At 70.9% G+C, this 17,472-nt stretch carries 16 protein-coding genes and 3 pseudogenes; 8 read left to right on the top strand and 11 right to left on the bottom strand.

Annotated features, from left to right (window positions below; translation table 11 throughout):
• Positions 1-109: 109 nt before the first annotated feature.
• A complete protein-coding gene (locus IE142_RS09070) occupies positions 110-871 on the bottom strand; it encodes a FadR/GntR family transcriptional regulator (protein WP_191885209.1) in 762 nt (253 codons plus the stop codon).
• A 239-nt stretch (positions 872-1,110) separates the two neighbouring features.
• Between IE142_RS09070 and IE142_RS09065 the strand changes: the two genes are divergently transcribed.
• From IE142_RS09065 to IE142_RS09040, 6 genes are read left to right on the top strand one after another with little or no spacing between them, the layout of a single operon-like run.
• The gene (locus tag IE142_RS09065; RefSeq protein ID WP_191885208.1) at positions 1,111-2,478 is read left to right on the top strand and encodes an MFS transporter; all 1,368 of its coding nucleotides are present in this window, start codon (positions 1,111-1,113) and stop codon (positions 2,476-2,478) included.
• Complete coding sequence (locus tag IE142_RS09060) at positions 2,475-4,262, top strand: dihydroxyacetone kinase family protein (RefSeq protein ID WP_191885207.1); 1,788 nt, start codon at positions 2,475-2,477, stop codon at positions 4,260-4,262. Before IE142_RS09065 ends, IE142_RS09060 begins: the two co-directional genes overlap by 4 nt.
• Positions 4,263-4,273: 11 nt before the next feature.
• Positions 4,274-4,756: a ribose-5-phosphate isomerase gene (locus tag IE142_RS09055; RefSeq protein WP_100048607.1), complete on the top strand. Its 483-nt coding sequence runs from the start codon at positions 4,274-4,276 to the stop codon at positions 4,754-4,756.
• On the top strand, positions 4,756-5,538 hold the full coding sequence (locus IE142_RS09050) for a triose-phosphate isomerase (RefSeq protein ID WP_191885206.1): 783 nt from the start codon (positions 4,756-4,758) through the stop codon (positions 5,536-5,538). Before IE142_RS09055 ends, IE142_RS09050 begins: the two co-directional genes overlap by 1 nt.
• Positions 5,538-6,338: a sugar phosphate isomerase/epimerase family protein gene (locus IE142_RS09045; RefSeq protein ID WP_191885205.1), complete on the top strand. Its 801-nt coding sequence runs from the start codon at positions 5,538-5,540 to the stop codon at positions 6,336-6,338. The genes IE142_RS09050 and IE142_RS09045 overlap by 1 nt, the downstream gene beginning before the upstream one ends.
• Positions 6,338-7,213, top strand: a complete 876-nt coding sequence (locus IE142_RS09040; protein ID WP_191885204.1) for a phosphogluconate dehydrogenase C-terminal domain-containing protein — start codon at positions 6,338-6,340, stop codon at positions 7,211-7,213. The genes IE142_RS09045 and IE142_RS09040 overlap by 1 nt, the downstream gene beginning before the upstream one ends.
• Before the next feature lie 231 nt (positions 7,214-7,444).
• On the opposite strand, the pseudogene IE142_RS37630 reads toward IE142_RS09040, so the two are convergent.
• The 9 genes and pseudogenes from IE142_RS37630 to IE142_RS08995 all read right to left on the bottom strand — a co-directional run.
• Positions 7,445-7,838 (bottom strand): annotated as a pseudogene (locus tag IE142_RS37630) (Type 1 glutamine amidotransferase-like domain-containing protein); the annotation flags it as partial.
• Between the two features lie 181 nt (positions 7,839-8,019).
• Positions 8,020-8,335, bottom strand: a pseudogene (locus IE142_RS09030) (IclR family transcriptional regulator domain-containing protein); the annotation flags it as partial.
• Positions 8,331-8,470 (bottom strand): annotated as a pseudogene (locus IE142_RS38730) (exonuclease domain-containing protein); the annotation flags it as partial. The pseudogenes IE142_RS09030 and IE142_RS38730, both read right to left, overlap by 5 nt.
• Before the next feature lie 108 nt (positions 8,471-8,578).
• Complete coding sequence (locus tag IE142_RS09020) at positions 8,579-9,739, bottom strand: methyltransferase (RefSeq protein WP_229830311.1); 1,161 nt, start codon at positions 9,737-9,739, stop codon at positions 8,579-8,581.
• Between the two features lie 230 nt (positions 9,740-9,969).
• Entirely contained in the window at positions 9,970-10,209 is a 240-nt protein-coding gene (locus tag IE142_RS09015) for a transposase (protein ID WP_191885202.1), read from the bottom strand.
• 33 nt (positions 10,210-10,242) lie between these two features.
• Complete coding sequence (locus tag IE142_RS09010) at positions 10,243-10,458, bottom strand: hypothetical protein (RefSeq protein WP_229830309.1); 216 nt, start codon at positions 10,456-10,458, stop codon at positions 10,243-10,245.
• A gap of 992 nt (positions 10,459-11,450) precedes the next feature.
• Positions 11,451-11,627, bottom strand: a complete 177-nt coding sequence (locus IE142_RS36480; RefSeq protein ID WP_229830307.1) for a hypothetical protein — start codon at positions 11,625-11,627, stop codon at positions 11,451-11,453.
• A gap of 438 nt (positions 11,628-12,065) precedes the next feature.
• The gene (locus tag IE142_RS09000; protein WP_229830305.1) at positions 12,066-13,451 is read right to left on the bottom strand and encodes a glycosyltransferase family 2 protein; all 1,386 of its coding nucleotides are present in this window, start codon (positions 13,449-13,451) and stop codon (positions 12,066-12,068) included.
• An 89-nt stretch (positions 13,452-13,540) separates the two neighbouring features.
• Entirely contained in the window at positions 13,541-13,702 is a 162-nt protein-coding gene (locus tag IE142_RS08995; protein WP_191885201.1) for a hypothetical protein, read from the bottom strand.
• Between the two features lie 614 nt (positions 13,703-14,316).
• On the opposite strand from IE142_RS08995, the gene IE142_RS08990 reads away from it, so the two are divergent.
• Together IE142_RS08990 and IE142_RS08985 are read left to right on the top strand one after the other, a co-directional pair.
• Positions 14,317-15,393: a polyprenyl synthetase family protein gene (locus IE142_RS08990; RefSeq protein WP_191885200.1), complete on the top strand. Its 1,077-nt coding sequence runs from the start codon at positions 14,317-14,319 to the stop codon at positions 15,391-15,393.
• A gap of 122 nt (positions 15,394-15,515) precedes the next feature.
• Positions 15,516-16,949, top strand: a complete 1,434-nt coding sequence (locus IE142_RS08985; protein ID WP_191885199.1) for a WGR domain-containing protein — start codon at positions 15,516-15,518, stop codon at positions 16,947-16,949.
• A gap of 11 nt (positions 16,950-16,960) precedes the next feature.
• On the opposite strand, the gene IE142_RS08980 is transcribed toward IE142_RS08985, so the two are convergent.
• The gene (locus tag IE142_RS08980) at positions 16,961-17,383 is read right to left on the bottom strand and encodes a DUF350 domain-containing protein (RefSeq protein WP_043384009.1); all 423 of its coding nucleotides are present in this window, start codon (positions 17,381-17,383) and stop codon (positions 16,961-16,963) included.
• Positions 17,384-17,472 lie beyond the last annotated feature (89 nt).

The following is a 17,472-nucleotide window of genomic DNA, read 5'->3' as shown; positions in this document are numbered from 1 at the left end:
TCACCGTGCGCGGCTCACGGTGCTCACGGGCGTTGACCGTGTGCTGACGGTGAGCTGAACGCCGCATGGTGGGCGGCGGGCCACTGGAGGGGCCGGTGGGGCGGACGGGTCAGGCGTCGCCGGTCACGGAGGCGCGCAGCCGGGCGCTGGCCATCCGCATGTGCTCGGCCATCGCGCGGTCCGCGGCCTCCGGGTCACGTGCGCGGATCGCCTGGAGCACCGCGTCGTGCTCGCACAGCGTGCCGCTGACGGTGCCCTCGATGTCGCTCACGCGCTCCATCCACACCTGGAGCAGCGCCCGGATGCTGTGCAGGATGTCGCTGAGGACGCTGTTGCCCGCGATGCGGGCCGTCTCCAGGTGGAAGGCGATGTCGGCGTCGATGAAGGCCGGGACGTCACCGCCCGCGTCGCGCATGTGCTGGAGGTGCTCCTCCAGCCGCACCACGTCCTGGTCGGTCGCCCGCTCCGCCGCGAGCCGCGCCGAGACCCCCTCCATGTACGTGCGTACCTCGACGAGGTCCTGGGTGCGCCGCTGGCCCAACATCAGCCCCCAGTTGATCGCCCGGGGCAGGAACTCCGAGGTGCCCTCGCGCACGTAGGAGCCGGAGCCCGGCCGGATCTCGATGATGCCCAGGACGTCCAGCGCGGAGAGCGCGCCGCGCACACTGGAGCGTGCGACGCCCAGCGCCTCGGCCAGCTGCCGCTCGGCGGGCAGCCGCGTACCGGGCCGGATGTCTCCGGCCGAGAGGTGGTCGAGAAGCCGCTTGGCGACCTCGCTGACGGACGACTCGCGCACCACGGGGCGCAGCAGCTGCGCGAGGTCGGGCGCTGCGGCGGAGCTCTGCTGATCAGGCTGACTGGTCACGGTCACCAGTCAACCAGATGCCCTACTCACCTGGCTGAGCAGGCAGTTCACCCCTGGCTCGGCCGTGGTTTGTCAAGAGGCCGGCTGTCGGTGAATCTATGATCGTCGCCACACTGGTAAATTGGTGACCAATTTGAATCCGAGGCATAGCGTGAGGGCGAACCGGCCGGCCGTCCCCTTTGTGACGGAACGCCGGGCACGACCCACCCCGGACAGAGCTGTCCGGGCGAGCCGAGGAGTCGCCCATGGGTGCCCAAGCGCCATCCGCGGCAGTCGAGAGAACTGCCGTCAAGAAGGTCTCAGTCCGCCTCGTCCCGTTCGTGGCGCTGATGTTCTTCGTGAACTACCTGGACCGCACCGCCGTCTCGTTCGCCGAACCGAACGGCATGGGCCAGGACCTCGCCCTCACCGCCGCCCAGTTCGGCTTCGCGTCCGGGATCTTCTTCCTCGGCTACATCGTGCTCGAGGTCCCCAGCAACATGGCCCTGCACCGCTTCGGGGCCCGCCGCTGGCTGGCCCGGATCATGGTGACCTGGGGCATCGTCTCCCTGTTGTTCACGTGGGTCAGCAGCAGCGGCCAGCTCTACACCCTGCGCTTCCTGCTCGGCGTCGCGGAGGCCGGCTTCTTCCCCGGCGCGATCCTGTTCCTCAGCCAGTGGGTGCCCTCCCGCCACCGCACCAAAATCCTCGGCCTGTTCTACCTCGCCCAGCCGCTGACCACCGTGTTCGGCGCCCCGCTGGCGGGCTGGCTGATCGGCCGCCACGGCCTGTTCGGTCTCGAGGGCTGGCGCGTGATGTTCCTGTTCGTCTCGCTGCCCGCGATCGTTCTGGGCGTCGTCGCCTGGTTCTACCTGATCGACAAGCCCGGCGACGCCAAGTGGCTCACCCCGGCCGAACGCGACTGGCTGACCGCCGAGCTTGCCGCCGAGAACGCCCAGAAGACGGGCCACGAGAGCAAGCACGCCAAGGGCGACCTGAAGAAGGCCTTCGGCAGCGGCCGGGTGTGGACCCTCGCCGCGGTCTACTTCGGCTTCGTCTACGGGCTGTACGCACTCGCCTTCTTCCTGCCGACCATCATCAACGGCTTCCAAGAGCAGTACGACACCACGTTCAGCGTGATGGACAAGGCCTGGATCACGGCCATCCCGTACCTGCCCGCCGCCGTCGTCCTCTTCTTCTGGACCCGGCACGCGACCCGCCACGGCACGCGCACCTGGCACGTCGCCGGCCCGGCCGTGGTCGGCGGTGTGTCCATCCCCCTCGCCCTCTACATGGGTTCGCCGACCGCCACGGTCGCCGTGATCACCGTGACCGCGTGCGCCGTCTTCGCCGCCCTGCCGGTCTTCTGGTCCGTGCCCTCCCGGTTCCTGACCGGAGCCGCCGCCGCGGCGGGCATCGCCCTGATCAACACCGCCGGGAACATCGCCGGATTCGCCTCCAGCTACATCACCGGCTGGCTCAAGGACTGGACGGGCGGCTACTACGTACCGCTCTACCTCGTCGGCTTCTTCATGCTGCTGTCCGCAGCCCTGATGATCCGGCTCGCCGCCCGCGACCGCACCGACGCACCGGCCCCCGACCCCGAGCACCAGGCCATGGAGGCCCTTCGATGACCCGCCTGTTCAACGATCCCGCCGCCTTCGCCGACGAGGCGCTGGAAGGCTTCGCCGCTGCGCACCGGCGCTGGGTACGGCCCGTCACGGGTGGCGTGGTGCGGGCGACGGCCACCCCGGCCGGGCAGGTCGCCGTGGTGATCGGCGGCGGCTCGGGACACTACCCGGCATTCTCCGGACTGGTCGGCCGGGGCCTGGCGCACGGGGCCGCGGTGGGCAACGTCTTCGCCTCGCCCTCCGCCGAGCAGATCCGCTCGGTCGCCAGGGCCGCCCACGGCGGCGCCGGGGTGCTGCTGATGTACGGCAACTACGCCGGAGACGTCCTGCACTTCGGCCAGGCCGCCGAGCGGCTCGCCGCCGACGGGATCGAGACCCGGACCTTCGCCGTCGCCGACGACATCTCCAGCGCCGCCCCCCACGAGTCCGCCGAGCGGCGCGGCATCGCCGGTGACCTCCCCGTCTTCAAGGCGGCGGCCGCCGCGGCCGAGCAGGGCCTCGCCCTGGACGACGTACTGCGCGTCGCCGAACGGGCGGGCGCCCGCACCCGCTCCTTCGGCATCGCCTTCTCCGGCTGCACCCTGCCCGGCGCCGACCACCCCCTGTTCACGGTCCCCGAGGCCCGCATGGCCGTCGGCCTCGGCATCCACGGGGAGCCCGGCATCGGTGAGGAGCCCCTGCCGACCGCCGACGGGGCGGCCCTGCTGCTGGTCGACACGCTGCTCGAGGAACTGCCCGAGGACGTCGACGAACCCGCGGGACAGCGCGCCGCCGTCATCCTCAACGGCCTCGGCTCGGTCAAGTACGAGGAACTCTTCGTCGTCTACCGCAAGGTCGCCGCCCTCCTCGACGAGGCCGGCGTGGAGATCGTCGACCCGGAGGTCGGCGAACTCGTCACCAGCTTCGACATGGCCGGAGTCTCCCTCACCCTCACCTGGCTGGACGAGGACCTGGCGGAGCTGTGGCGTGCCCCGGCCGACACGCCCGCCTTCCGCAAGGGCGCCCTCGACGCACCCGTTCCGGATGCCCGGGAGCCCTTGGACGATCACGCCGCGGACACCGCCGTGCCCGCCGCATCCGAGCCCTCCCGGCACGCCGCCGTCACCGTCCTGGCCGCCCTTGAGGCGGTGGCCGCGATCGTCGGCACGCACGTCGACGAACTGGGCCGCATCGACGCTGTGGCCGGCGACGGCGACCACGGCATCGGCATGCAGCGGGGCTCCGCCGCCGCCCGCACGGCCGCCGCCCGGGCACAGGCGCTCGGCGCGGGCGCCGGCACCGTCCTGGCCCACGCTGCCGACGCCTGGGCCGACCGGGCCGGCGGCACCTCGGGCGCCCTGTGGGGCACCGTCCTGCGCTCCCTCGGCACCGCCCTCGGCGACCAGGACGCGCCGGACGCGTCCCGCGTGGCCGCCGGGGTGACGGAGGCCTCCGCCGCGGTACGCCGGCTCGGCGGGGCCGAGGTCGGCGACAAGACCATGGTCGACGTCCTCGTGCCCTTCGCCGACACGCTGGCCGACGCCGTGGCCGGCGGGCTGGCCCTCACCGAGGCCTGGGACCGTGCCGCCACCGCCGCCACCGAGGCGGCCGCCGCCACTGCCGGGCTGCTGCCCCGCAAGGGCCGGGCCCGCCCGCACGCCGAGAAGTCCCTCGGCACGCCCGACGCGGGCGCCCACTCCCTCGCCCTGATCACCCGCGCGGTCTACGGCGCCCTGCTGGACGGCCCCCACGACGACCACGCACTCGACGACCGCCCGCACGAAGACCACCTCCACGACCACCACTGAGGAAGACCGAGATGACCGACAAGCTCCGCATCGTCGTCGGGTCCGACGACGCCGGTTACCAGTACAAGGAAGCCCTCAAGCAGGACCTGGCGAACAGTGCTCTGGTCGCCGAGGTCACCGACGTCGGCGTCGACGCCGACGGGCACACCGCCTACCCGAAGGTCGCCATCGCCGCCGCCGAGATGGTCGCCCGCGGCGAGGCCGACCGCGCCCTGCTGGTGTGCGGCACCGGGCTCGGCGTGGCCATCGCCGCCAACAAGGTCAAGGGCATCCGCGCGGTCACCGCCCACGACTCCTTCTCCGTGGAGCGGGCGATCCTCTCCAACAACGCGCAGATCCTCACCTTCGGCCAGCGCGTCGTCGGCCTCGAACTGGCCCGCCGCCTGGCCGCCGAATGGCTCACCTACCGCTTCGACGAGAGTTCGGCGTCGGCGGCCAAGGTCCAGCTGATGTGCGACTACGAGTCCGCCGCGGGCGACGGGGCAGCCGCCTGATGTCCACCCCGGCACCCTCGTCACCCGTCCTGCTGGGGGTGAGCCTGAAGATGTACTTCGGCCACCACCAGACCCTCAACTGGGCCCGCAAGATCGCCGCCCTGGCCGACCGTCACCCCGCCGTCACCTCCGGCGCCGCCCGCCTGTTCGTCCTCCCGGCCTTCCCGACCCTGGTCCCGGCCGCCGGCATCCTCGCCCCGTACGGCGTCGCCCTCGGCGCCCAGGACATCGCCACGGAGGACACCGGCCCCTACACCGGCGAGGTCGGCGGCCCCCTCCTCAAGGAGATCGGCTGCCACTACGCCGAGGTCGGCCACGCCGAGCGCCGCCGCCTGTACGGCGAGGGCGACACCGTCATCGCGGCCAAGACCGCCGCCACCTTGCGCAACGGCCTCACCCCGGTCCTGTGCGTCGGCGAACGGGACCGGGCCGATGCGGCCGAGGCCGCCACCCGCACGGTCGCGGAGGCCGAACGCCTGCTGCACGGCCTGGACGGCGCCGTCGTCCTCGCCTACGAACCCCAGTGGGCCATCGGAGCCCCCGAGCCCGCCTCCGCCGAACACATCGCGACCGTGTGCACCGCCCTGCGCGACTGGCTGGACACCCGCCCGCGGCACGCCGGCTCCACCGTCATCTACGGCGGCAGCGCGGGCCCCGGCCTCCTCACCCGACTGAACGGAACCGCCGAAGGGCTGTTCCTCGGCCGGTTCGCCCACGACCCGGCGGGCGTCGAGGCGATACTCGACGAGATCCGCACCCCGGCCCCGGCGGCGGTGGCGTGATGGCGTACGGCATCAGCACCTACGCGTACTTCTGGCGGATCTCCGACCGGGCGCCCGAGCCGATGCCCCTGCCCGCGATGCTCCGGGACACGGCGGCACTCGGCGGCGAGGTCTTCCAGATCTGCGACTACGCCCCGGTCGAGTCCTACGACCGCGCGCGGCTCGCCGACGTCCGCGCCACCGCCGACGACCTCGGCCTGACCCTGGAACTCGGCACCCGCGGCATCCGCCCCGAGCACCTGCTGCAGTACCTCGACACGGCTGGCGAACTGGGTGTCACCCTGGTCCGCTCCATGCTCAACACGGCCGACCACCGGCCCGACACCGCCGAGGCGGTCGCCCTTCTCAAGGAGGCGGTGCCGCGCTACGCCGACGCCGGCGTCACCCTCGGCCTGGAGACCTACGAGCAGGTCGCCACCGACGACCTGGTGAGCGTCGTGCGCGCCGTGGACGACCCGCACCTCGGCATCGTCCTGGACCCGGGCAACAGCGTCGCCCGGCTGGAGCGCCCCGTGGACGTGGTGGCCGCCACCGCGCCGTACGTGGTCAACATCCACGTCAAGGACTTCGCCTTCAGCCGCCGCGACGGCTGGGTCGGTTTCACCTACACCGGCTGCCCGCTCGGCGAGGGCCTCCTCGACCACGACGGCATGATCGCCGCCGTCCGTCCGGCCGAGCGCGGCATCAACCAGATCGTGGAGCACTGGCTCCCGTGGCAGGAGGAGGGCTACGACGCCACCGCCCGGCTCGAACACCAGTGGACGCAGCACAGCATCAACACCCTCCTGAGGAGCAAGTAATGGCCACCGAGATCCAGATCCAGGCCGACGTGAAGACCGTCGCCGTCATCGGGGCCGCCGGCAAGATGGGCCAGCGCGTCTCCAACAACCTGGTCGGCAGCGACTTCCGGGTCCTCTTCAGCGAGGCGTCGCCCAAGGGCCAGGAGCTGATCCGCGACCTCGGCCGCGAACTGACCGAGTCGAAGGACGCCGCCGCCGAGGCCGACGTCGTCATCCTCGCCGTGCCGGACGTCGTCCTCGGCAAGGTCTCCGAGGAACTGGTGCCGCTGATGAAGCCCGGCACCGTCGTCCTCACCCTCGACCCGGCCGCCGCGTACGCGGGCCTGCTCTTCGCCCGCGAGGACATCCACTACGCCTGCGCCCACCCCTGCCACCCCTCGGTGTTCCTGGAGCGCACCACCAAGGAGGAGTGGCAGGACACCTTCGGCGGCATCGCCGCCCCGCAGGAGGTCGTCGCCGCCTACGAGGGCGGGGACGACGCCAAGCAGGAGCTGGCCGAGTCCGTCATCCGCGTGATGTACGCGCCGGTCGTCGACGTCCACTGGGTCACCGTCAAGCAGCTCGCCGTGCTGGAGCCCACCCTCGTCGAGACCATCGCCTGCATGGTCGGCGCCCTGCTGACCGAGGCCCTGCACGAGACGGTCCACACCGTCGGCGTCCCCGAGAAGGCCGCCCGCGCGATGCTGCTCGGCCACACACAGGTCGCCTTGGCCAACACCCTCAAGGGCTCGAACCCGTTCTCGGACGCCTGCCTGATCGCCATGGACTACGGCCGTGAGTCGATCGTGCGCGAGGACTGGAAGAAGGTCTTCGAGGACGAGGAGCTGGACAAGGTCATCACGCGCATGCTGAAGATCAAGGAGATCAAGCGCTGACGCACCCGACGGGTGCGACGCCGGAGGCCGCCGAGCGGTTCTCCGGCGTCGGCGTGCCAACGCCCGCGTGCCGAACGCGGCCGTCACCCGCAGCAGTTCGGCCGAACCGACCGCGATCTCGCGGGTCTCCGCGCCCCGCCCGAACAGCCGGGCGTCCCGCTCGCCCCCGATCACGGCGCGGTCGCCGTCCACCCGCAGCCAGGAACCCTCACGCAGCCCGAGCACGGGCACGTCGTTCTCCTCCAGGAACTCCGTCAGCCGTTCCTCGCGGGTCTCGCCCTTGTGCGTCGAGGCGGGGTCCGGGTCGAGGTAGTGCGGGTCGATCTGGAGGGGACCAATCCCAGTGCCTTGAAGGACTGGGGCTCGACGATCGGCATGTCGTTCGTGGTGTGCAGCGAGGGCGCCGCCATGTTCGTACCGGCGCTGCCCCCATGTAGGGCAGCCCGCCGCCGACCGCCTTGATCAGCGCCTCCCGCCGGCCCGTCCGGTTCAGGGCGCTCAGCAGCCGGAAGGAGTTGCCGCCGCCGACGAACACGGCGTCCGCCTCGCCGAGCCGGGCCCGCGGGTCGCCGCCCTCGTGCACGCCCCGCACGTCGATGCCCGCGCCGGCGAGCGCGCCGCGCACCTTGGCGGTGTAGGAGTCGTGGTCGGCGAGGGCGTACGGCACGAACGCCAGCCGCGCAGCGCGGGGCAGGAAGCCGTCACGGTGTCGAGTGCGTGTTCCAGGTAACCGCGGCCGTACTGGGTGGAGTCGGACAGGAGCAGCAGAATCACGGGGTTGTCCTCGTCGACGGGGGGTGGATCGGTCAAGGGGTACGCGGCGAGTGCGGACGGCGCTGGTGCTGCGGTGGATGCGTCAGGCGCCGTTCCAGCAGCCGGGCGGCGCAGCGCAGCACCTCCAGGCGGTCCTCGGGCCCCTGTAAGCGCTCCTTGGCGGCACCGAGGCTGAGGCTGCCGAAGGCCGCGCAGCCGAGGAAACACCGGCACGGCGACCGTGCCGATGCCGACGTCGTACTCGCCGACGGTTCAGGCGTACCCCTGGGCCCGCACCCGGCGGAAGTCCTGCTCCAGCTGGTCGGGGTCGGTGACCGTGCGCTCGGTGAAGCGGGCCATGGGGCGCCCGCTCGTGGGCGAGGAAGTCATAGTCGAACTGGGCGGTGTGGGCGACCAGCACCCGGCCCTCCAGCAGGGCGCCGATGCGCTCGGCCACCTGCTCGAAGGCGGTGCCTCGCGCAGCCGCTCGGCCGTCAATAGGTGTTTTTGATCCGCCGGCTGGTCATCCCGTGAGCGCGGCGAAGGCACCCACGGGATGTGCTCACCTGGTGAACCGGGAGGCTGGATGCCGTTGCGTGGTCCAGGTGCCGGTCATGGTGCCGGGATCAGACGCCAGAGCGACGTGGTCTCAGCCCTTCGCGCTGTGTGGAGTGGGTCCGCAGCGTCCTTGGAGCGTGGGTGCCGAGGTTTGGTGTCGACCTTGTCGACAACGCGAAGTTGTGCTGCCTGGATACCGTCGAGCAGCTGCTGACGTGTCCGCAGGCCCAGGTGCTCTGCCAGGTCGGACAGGATGAGCCAGCCCTCCCCGCCTGGTCGGAGGTGGGCGGGCAGTCCGGCGAGGAAGCTGTGGAGCATGGTGCTGTCCAGGTCGTAGACGCCTTGTTCGATGGGGCCGGTCGGACGGGCGGGGAGCCAGGGTGGGTTGCAGACGATGAGGTCGGCGCGGCCTTCGGGGAACAGGCCGGGGCCCGACACCTGGATACGGTCGGTCAACGTTAGCCGGTGGACGTTCTCCTTGGCGCAGACCAGGGCACGTGGGCTGATGTCGGTGGCCACGACGTGCTGGATGCCGCGGTGGGCCAGGACCGCAGCGAGGACGCCCGTTCCGGTGCCGAGGTCGAATGCCGTACTGCTGGCGGGACTGTGCCGGGTCGCCGGCGGCAGTGGCGTGTGGGCGACCAGGTCAACGTACTCACCTCTCACGGGTGCGAACACGCCGTAGTGGGGGTGGATGCGAGTCCCGAGCGCTGGCACCTCGATCCCTTTCAGGCGCCACTGGTGAGCGCCGATCACTCCCAACAGTTCCCGCAGAGAGACCGCCATGGGACCCTTTGAGGGGCCATAAGCTTCCAGACACGCCTGGCGTACATCGGGCGCCCGGCGCAGCGTCAAGGTGTAGTCGTCGTCCAACAGCACCAGGAGCTTTCCGAGGACACGGGCGCGGTGACTGCTACTGCGTCGGTGCAGGTGGAAGTTCTCGCTCGGGGACGTGCTGGATCTGGGCGGCTTGCGGTCGATGCGGCGGCCCATTGCCTGCAGGAGTTGCCGGGCGTTGTGGTAGTTGCCTCGCCAGAGCAGGGCCGTTCCTTCGCACGCCTGTCGGTAGGCGTCGTTGGCCTTCAGCCGGTCGTCGGCGACGACGGTTCGCTGGGGAAGAGGGGCGGCGTTCTCGGAATGCCAGCGGGCGGACTGGTGGGTGTGGTTTTCGATCCAGTGGATGGTGGACACCACGTACTCCTCGTGGTCGAACATGCAGGGGCACGGAGAGCACTTCGACGAGGAGCAGGCTGAACACACGCCTGTCTATGGGACAGGCGTGTGCGTTGAGGCAGGCGGCCGTTACCGCTCGCGCGTCGAAGCGCGAGAGCGGACGTCCCAGACAACCATGCCGAGCATCAGAGTCAGCCCTTCCGGAGGAGTGGCAGAAGGCTCGCACAGGTGCTGTTCGGCTGCCAAAAGCACCAGTCAGGCCAGGTCAACGGTCACCAGCCGATCATGCGCTCGACTTTCCAGCGGCGGCGCAGGACGACGAAGCCCTTGGTGCCCTTGGGCCGGGTGACGATCCGCAGGGTGAGCCAGAGGCGGTCGCGGGCCCAGTCCACGAGGTCGCCGGCGTAGCCGCGGTCGGCCCAGACCTGGGTGATCTGCGGCTGGGTGAGACGCAGACGCCAGAACACATCTCGTGCGGCGTCGCGGCGGCGGCGACGGGAGGCAGCGGGCATGGCGGGCTCGGCAGAGGTGATCGGCGGCGAGGGCTATGTGGAGAGTTGGGCGAGGGTGGCGCGGACGCCGGTGAGCTGGGCGGTGGCGAGCTTGGCCCGTTCGTCGTCGGGGTAGCGGGCCAGGTGCGGGTCGAGCGTGCCCGTGATCACCCGGGTGAGTCGGCCGAGGATCGGGCGGAACTGGCGCTTGTCGTATTCGATCCAGTCGGCGGGTCGTCGGAGAACATGTAGCCGTCCGGGCGGGTCCATGTGAGCGGGTCAGGTTCTCCGCGGCGACGACGTCGCGGACGTGCCGGATGCCGCGGCCGACCTGCGAGCGGGTCAGGCGAGTGGCGGCCATGAGCTGGTAGGTGTGCAGGCCGGCGGGGCGTGCTTCCATCAGGGCGACGCGGACCAGGTCGCCGTAGTGCTCGGCCAGCGGCCGGGCCTCCCGGCGCCGGGACACGGCCACTCCTCGCCTTCGAGGAGCTGCACGAGCTGCTCGTCCAGGGTGACTCGCCGTTGTCGAGGACTCCTTCGAGCCAGTCCGCCGCCGCACGAACCCGGCCGATCTGCCGCCGGGTTGGTCCAGGTGGGCGTCGACGTGTTCTAGGCTGCAGCTGAGGGTGTACCAGGGTGCGTACGGTGACGCCGGCGTCCTCAGCCGCCTCCTCCACGGTCTTTCGCGAGCGGAGCATGCTGAGGAACGTGTCGCGATCCGTCTCGGGGAGTCCTCGGCGGCGGGTGGTGTCGTTGTTGTGGGCCAGACGGCGTCGCACACAGCGGCCGCCGGCCCGCCACCCTGCGAAAGTTCCGCAGGTGGTGGCGGGCGCCTTGCTTGAGGCGAAGGTCACTTGCTGTTCTCCCGGCCGGCGAGGATCTGACGGCCCCGGTCGGCGATGCCCTTCACCGTGGGCGCGGACAGTCCGACCTTGTTGGCCAGGACTGTCTGACCGCCGCGGCCCATGGTGTCGATGGCCCGAGCGAAAGCGACCTGTATGACTCATGGTGTCCCCTGGCCCAACGGGGAGGAAGTCCAGGGGGACCGCCTGCCACGACAGCGCGAACCCTGAAATGCGGGCTGGCATTCAACGCCAGAAGGGGGCCGGGGCCACAGCCCAGTGCACGCGAGTGTTGTCCGACATAACGGCCTTCCCCGCACGCGGTTACGGCCAGTCAGTGCCGGACGACCGTCATGGACCACGCTCTGCACGGCGGGGACCGGTTGCTCGCGCCGATGTGCCGTCCGGCCCGTTATGATCCTAGCCACGCTCGGTCAGCGGATGCTGGGGTTCAGCGTCGATGAGCAGCACGCCACGCCCCTCAGTGCGGGATGGGACCGGTGTCTGTGCTGTCGAGTCGTCGGACAGGGCGATGCGGACGGTGATGCGCCTGCCGACCAGATCCCGGCGGGCTTCGAAGCTCTGGGCCAGCGCCATCACGATCTCCAGCGAGAGGGCGTACGAGGTGCGGCCGGCGGCCGCGGGAAGACGAGCGTGACGTCCAAGGCGTCGCGGTTGCCAGCCCGGCGGTGAACGTGCGCCCGGTCGCGGGTGCCCGTGGCGCCGGCCCTCCCGTTCGCGGACGCGGACGATGTGGCGCGGCGAGCGGGGCCGTGCGGCCGAACGCAGCGACGTGCCCCACGCCCTGGTCCCGACGCGGTAGCGCTCCGCCAGCCCTGGAGCACGGGCCCTCCGGGTCGGCGGACGTGCAGGTCAGCCAGCCCCGTGCGGTGGCCGGGTCTGTGGTCGACGGGCACAGCGTGAGCGGGGCAACAGGCGTGATGCCGCAAGAAGGGCTTCCCGAGCGGTCCCGCACATTGGGCATAGGACCAGGCCGGTGAGGTCGCTGCATCTCCGGAGCCTTGCTGACGCCTTTCATGCCGTCTGCTGGTGAGGGGTACGGGTGACTTCGACGCTGGTACGGGTGCCCCAGCGGTTGACGCGGTGGCAGGTGGCCATCGCGTAGAAGTACATCGGGCGCAGGACCAGGGCCCGCCAGGCGGAGGCGAGCGGGGCGAGGGCGAAGAGCAGCAGGAGTTGGCGCAGGCGCATGTCGGTGCGGTGGACGGTGAACAGGCGCAGGGTCATCAGATAGCTCATCGCGGTACCGATGACGACGCCGGCGAGCAGGAGGGTACCGGTGTGGGCGCGCAGGCCGGGGTCGGCGAGGACGGAGGCGGGGATGGCGAGGCCGAGGACGATGTGAACGTACTCCGCGACGGTGGACCAGAAGACGACGCCGTTTATGGGCATGTAGCGCAGCCACCATAGATGGCGCAGGGTCGTACCGCGCATCCAGCGCATCTGCTGGCGCTGATAGTGCGACCAGCGTTCGGGGGCGAGGGTGAAGACGAGTGAGGAGGGCTGATGGACGGTGTCGCCGGCCAGCAGTCCGTAGAAGGTGAGCATGGAGTCGTCGTTCATCTGCATCGGTCGGCCCCTGAACGTCTCGTGCTCGTAGACGCCGGCCGCGTCACGCACGATGTGCGCCCGGTAGAAGGCGAGGGTGCCGGAGTTGATGGTGACGCGACCGAGCACGGACTGAGCGGAGCGCAGGCCTCGGGTGAAGGGCAGGTAAAGCAGGTTGATCATCCGGGTCAGCACGTTGGCGTCGTGGTTGAGGACAATCACCTGGCCCGCGACCGAGGAGACCTTCGGATTGGCGAAGGATTTCAGGCCCTCGGCGATCGCTTCGGGGTCGAGGAGGGAGTCGCTGTCGAGGGTGACGAAGATGTCGGCGTCGTCGGTGGCCAGGACGTGCATCTGTGCGTGCCGCTTGCCCCGGTTGGGGGTACGGTCCCAGGTGACCTTGACCCCGCGGGCCGCGGCCCGCTCGAAGAGTTCGGCGCGCACGTCGTCGTACGTCATAGGCGAGCCGTCGTCGTGGACCGAGCCGTCATCGACGACCCGGATGCGGTCCACCGGCCGGGTCTGGACGAGCAGGGAGTGCAGGCAGCCGCGCAATGCGACGGGGTCCTCGTTGTAGACCGGGATCTGCACGGTGACCTTCAGCAGGCCGAGCGCCGTCTCCTCATCCGGCGGGATGGTGCGGGGCCGCTCCAGCCAAGACAGCGGCACCCACCACAACAGCAGGAACGACACCAGCCACGGCAGTACCATCCCCTCGTGCCCACCCATGAGCGTGACGACCGTGCTGTAGACATGGGCCACCCCCCAGGCCAGGAAGGCCGTCAGCGGGACCGCGCCTAGCACGATCACTGCCGGGGACGAGGCGTGCCAGGCCCGCGGCAGCGGCGCCACACCCGGCCACCGTTTCGGCACAGAGCTGATGGGCGCCGGTTCGCGGACAGCCGAGGACCGCCCCCGCACACGGGCGAAGGTGCACGGTGTCACTGCTCTACCGGCCCCTTGCCACGCCGAAAAGACGCCCGGACCATGATCGCGCCCACCAGTACCGCGGTCGCACTGGCCATCACCAGCCAGATCTGTCCGGTCGCCAGCCCTGTGGCCGCCAGCGTGCTGCCGGGACCCACGATCGACCCGTACGGCATACCGCCTCCTCGAGAGGAAACATCCAGTACGTCCTATATAAGCCCTTTCTGCTTTCTGGGCTTCCTGGCTCCTCCTACGGAGGTACCACTTCCCGACTTGTCTGCGAGTCGTCGTGGGGCGCCGGTGTTCGCGATGCGCCGGCGACGGGATGGGAAAGCTCGTCCCCGGCGCGTGTGCCGGTCAATCGACGGGCCTCGTCACGTTCGCGCCGCGACACCGGTACGTTTCGTAGCACTTGGCGTCGGGGCAGTTCGGCGGGTTGGCGGCGTTGCTGAAGGCGTTCAGTGGCGGCTTGATCCTGTCTCGCTGTCCGGGGTTGTTCCACCAGGCGGGCCGGAAGCCGGCGGAGTCGTAGCCTGACTCGCCAGGCCAGTCGAGGGCTTCCCGCTCGGCGCGAAGATCGTCTTCTACCGGCAACTCGCCAAGGGCGCTGCACGGGGTGAGTTACAGGGTCGAGAACTCCCCGGTCCGCTGGCCGTCCGGGCCCAGGTCACCACGGCCACACACAGCACGCGGTAGGTCTTGCGGCTGCCTCGCCCCGCGCGCTCGACGCCCCGGGCCTCCTGACACACTGCTGGGCGCGCCACCCGCTCAGGCCCCAGGAGGACTTCGTATGACCGAGCAGCCGCTGGACCGTGCCGCCCGGATCGGGCGCCGGTTCGACACGCTTTTCGCGGAGTACTTCGACACGCTCGGCACGACCCTGGACGCCCCCTCCTTCAGCCGCTTCACCCCGGACTGCGTCGGCCTGCTGCGCGACCTGTCGCTGCGCGGCGGCAAACGGATGCGGGTCGTGCTGCTGCACGAGGCCGCTCGCCTGGTGCGGGACGACGCGCCGTCCGAGGCACTGGACGCCGCCGCGCTGAGCGTCGAACTCCTCCAGACCCACGGCCTGGTGCACGACGACCTCATCGACGACAGTGCCACCCGTCGGGGCGGGCTCACCACCTACTACGCCTACCGGGAGCGGTTCCCCGAAGATCCGCGGGCGGCGCTCGGCCTCACCGTGCTCGCGGGTGACCTGGCGCTCGCCCTGAGTCTGCGGGTGCTGCTGGACTCCGGGCTGCCGATCGGGGTGCGGCAGGCCATGGTCGAGATCCAGACCCGGGCCGCGGCCGACACCTTCGTAGGTCAGATCGCCGACCTTGAGCGGGACTTCGCCGACCCGGTGCCCGACGTGGAAGTGCTGCACGACGTCGCCGACCACAAGTCCGCCCGCTACTCGGTGCTCGCGCCGATGCGCCTGGGCCTCCTGGCGGCGGGCGTCGAACCGGGTGCCCACGAGGACGAGCTGCGCCGGTACGCGCGACTGGTCGGTATCTGCGGGCAGATGCGCGACGACTGGCTGGACCTGTTCGGCACCGAGGAGACCACGGGCAAGCCGACCGGGGGCGACATCCGTGAGGGCAGGCGCAGTTACGCCGTCACGCGCCTGCTGGCCACCGTGGCCGGCCCGGAACGAGCCACGGTCGAGGCTGCCCTCGGGAACCGCTCCTGCCCGCCGGACACCATCGCCGAGATCCGGGACATCGGCGAACGACACGGCGTGGCATCCCTGTTGGAGGCCGACATGCGGCTCCACGCCGACCGGGCCCGCCTGGTGGCCGAGGGCTGGCGCGGCCGGTGGCGGGCGGAGGCCGTCGACTTCTTCGAGCGGGTGCCGATGTGGAGCGTCGAGCGGGCCGGTTGACGCGACGTGTCACGGTGCGCGGCGGTGGGTGGAGCGACCCGCCCGTTGTCAGTGGCTGCCCCTACGGTTCAGACAGTGGGGCCCGCGGACACGCCGCGGGACCGACCGGGGAGAGGTCTGCCATGTCGAGGACGTACCTGGAGCTGTCGCAGGACGACGGGAGCGCGCACAAGTTCTACGAAGTCACCGTCCAGGGACAGGTCGTGACGGTGCGCTACGGCCGGATCGGCGCCGCGGGACAGACCCAGGCGTCGACCTTCCCCACCGTCCGGAAGGCCGAGGCCGCGGCGGCCAAGAAGATAGGCGAGAAGGTGCGCAAGGGCTACGAGGCCGCCGTGCAGGGACAGCGCGCCCCCCGCGCGGTCACCCGTCGGCAGGTGTCCTCCGCGCCGTCCACGGCCCGCGCGGTCGCACCGGTCCTGTGGCGGTTCCGCACCGGCTCCGCGGCGTTCGGCATCCACATCGACGAGGACAAGTGCTGGGTGGGCAACCAGGCGGGCGACGTCTACACCCTCGCCCACGACGGGGAGGTCCTCGCCCGCTTCCGGCTGCCGGACGGTGTCAAGTGCCTGGTCGCCGACGACTTCTGGATCTACGCCGGCTGCGACGACGGCCGGGTCTACGACCTGTCGTCCAAACTGCCCTTCGCCGCCTACGACATCGCGGCCGACGTGGACATCTTCTGGCTCGACATCCACGAGGGCGTGCTGAACGTCGCGGACCGTGCCGGACGGCTCACCGTGATCGATCACGAGGACGAACACCAGTGGGCGCGCGGCGGACGCGGTGAGCACGCCTGGATGGTGCGCGCCGACGACCGGGCCGTCTACCACGGGCACACCCGCGGCGTGACCGCCCACTCCCCGGACGGCGGCACCGAGCTGTGGCACACACCCACCCAGGGCGCCGTGCTCTTCGGCTGGCAGGAGGACCACGCGGTCTACGCGGGCACCGCGCGGCACACGGTGCAGCGGCTGTCCAAAGCCACCGGCACCATCGAGGCGACGTACCGGTGCGACAGCCCCGTCTACTCGTGCGCCACTTCGCCCGGTGGCCGCTTCGTCTTCGCGGGGGACTCGGCGTCCTCGGTGTACTGCTTCGACCGGGACGGCACACGGCTGTGGAAGCTGGGCACGGGCGGCGGCTCCGCCCTGTCCATGCAGTACCGCGACGAGCGGCTCTTCCTCGTCACCACCGACGGTTCCCTGGTGTGCGTGGACGCGAGCGAGGCGGCGGTCACGGCCGCTCAGCAGGGTTCGGTGCCCTTCGCCCGCGACGTGAAGCTCGCCGCCACCCTGCCGACGTACGCGCCCGCCACCACCGCCACCGCCGTGACGACCGTGACCGCGGCGCCCGCGGGCTCCGTCGTCGTCGAATGCGTGCAGGAGAACGGCCGAACCCGGATCCACGTGGTGTCGGAAGGGTACGACCGGTCGTGGAACGTCCAGTTCCCGAGGGCGATCCGGGAGCCGGGTGCGCGCTATGCGGTCGACGCGCTGCATGCCGCGTCGGGCGGCTTCTACCGGGTGCGCGGGGACATCAGGCGCCTTCAGTGAGGGGCGCGGCGTCAGGCGATGGAGGCCGATATGACCGCCGACACGGCGAGGTTGCAGGACGCCGTGACCCACACGGCCGGGTGCGGCTCCGGTTCCACCAGCGTCGCGCCCAGCCGCCCCGGCGTGATCAGGTCGACCACCAGGAAGGCCACCGCCATCATCACGAGCCCGAGCAGCCCGAAGGCCGCGGTCGACACCAGACCCTTGCCGAAGTCCTCGTACGTCGTCCAGATCGAGGTGAAGACGATGCCGCCGATGCCGAGCAGCGCTGAGCTGAGGACCATGGCCGCGTTGCGGTTGCGCTGCTCCCAGATCTGCCGGCCGAGCTTTCCGGGCGTCAGCACGTCGACCAGGACGATGCCGAGCACCAGGAGGACCAGACCCAGACCGCCGTAGGCGGTGGCGCGGCCGAGTCCGTTGAGAATGTCGCTCATGGGATTGCCGGCTCCGTGGTGTGAGAGATCGTGAGTGATCGTGGGCAAGGCGCTGCAAAATGTAGCGCACCCGTTCGGCCGCTCGACCC

It is taken from the genome of Streptomyces mutabilis (assembly GCF_014649815.1).
Taxonomy (GTDB): Bacteria; Actinomycetota; Actinomycetes; order Streptomycetales; family Streptomycetaceae; genus Streptomyces; species Streptomyces mutabilis.
The sequence above is the reverse complement of the archived record's forward strand: the minus strand, read 5'-3'. Positions and strand labels throughout refer to the sequence as shown.

What these genes read in the sequence shown, in the direction of transcription:
- IE142_RS09065 (WP_191885208.1), top strand. Translation starts at nt 1,111, where the DNA reads ATGGGTGCCCAAGCGCCATCCGCGGCAGTCGAGAGAACTGCCGTCAAG.
- IE142_RS09060 (WP_191885207.1), top strand. Translation starts at nt 2,475, where the DNA reads ATGACCCGCCTGTTCAACGATCCCGCCGCCTTCGCCGACGAGGCGCTG.
- IE142_RS09055 (WP_100048607.1), top strand. Translation starts at nt 4,274, where the DNA reads ATGACCGACAAGCTCCGCATCGTCGTCGGGTCCGACGACGCCGGTTAC.
- IE142_RS09050 (WP_191885206.1), top strand. Translation starts at nt 4,756, where the DNA reads ATGTCCACCCCGGCACCCTCGTCACCCGTCCTGCTGGGGGTGAGCCTG.
- IE142_RS09045 (WP_191885205.1), top strand. Translation starts at nt 5,538, where the DNA reads ATGGCGTACGGCATCAGCACCTACGCGTACTTCTGGCGGATCTCCGAC.
- IE142_RS09040 (WP_191885204.1), top strand. Translation starts at nt 6,338, where the DNA reads ATGGCCACCGAGATCCAGATCCAGGCCGACGTGAAGACCGTCGCCGTC.
- IE142_RS09020 (WP_229830311.1), bottom strand. Translation starts at nt 9,739, where the DNA reads ATGTTCGACCACGAGGAGTACGTGGTGTCCACCATCCACTGGATCGAA.
- IE142_RS09015 (WP_191885202.1), bottom strand. Translation starts at nt 10,209, where the DNA reads ATGCCCGCTGCCTCCCGTCGCCGCCGCCGCGACGCCGCACGAGATGTG.
- IE142_RS09010 (WP_229830309.1), bottom strand. Translation starts at nt 10,458, where the DNA reads ATGGACCCGCCCGGACGGCTACATGTTCTCCGACGACCCGCCGACTGG.
- IE142_RS36480 (WP_229830307.1), bottom strand. Translation starts at nt 11,627, where the DNA reads ATGGCGCTGGCCCAGAGCTTCGAAGCCCGCCGGGATCTGGTCGGCAGG.
- IE142_RS08995 (WP_191885201.1), bottom strand. Translation starts at nt 13,702, where the DNA reads ATGCCGTACGGGTCGATCGTGGGTCCCGGCAGCACGCTGGCGGCCACA.
- IE142_RS08990 (WP_191885200.1), top strand. Translation starts at nt 14,317, where the DNA reads ATGACCGAGCAGCCGCTGGACCGTGCCGCCCGGATCGGGCGCCGGTTC.
- IE142_RS08985 (WP_191885199.1), top strand. Translation starts at nt 15,516, where the DNA reads ATGTCGAGGACGTACCTGGAGCTGTCGCAGGACGACGGGAGCGCGCAC.
- IE142_RS08980 (WP_043384009.1), bottom strand. Translation starts at nt 17,383, where the DNA reads ATGAGCGACATTCTCAACGGACTCGGCCGCGCCACCGCCTACGGCGGT.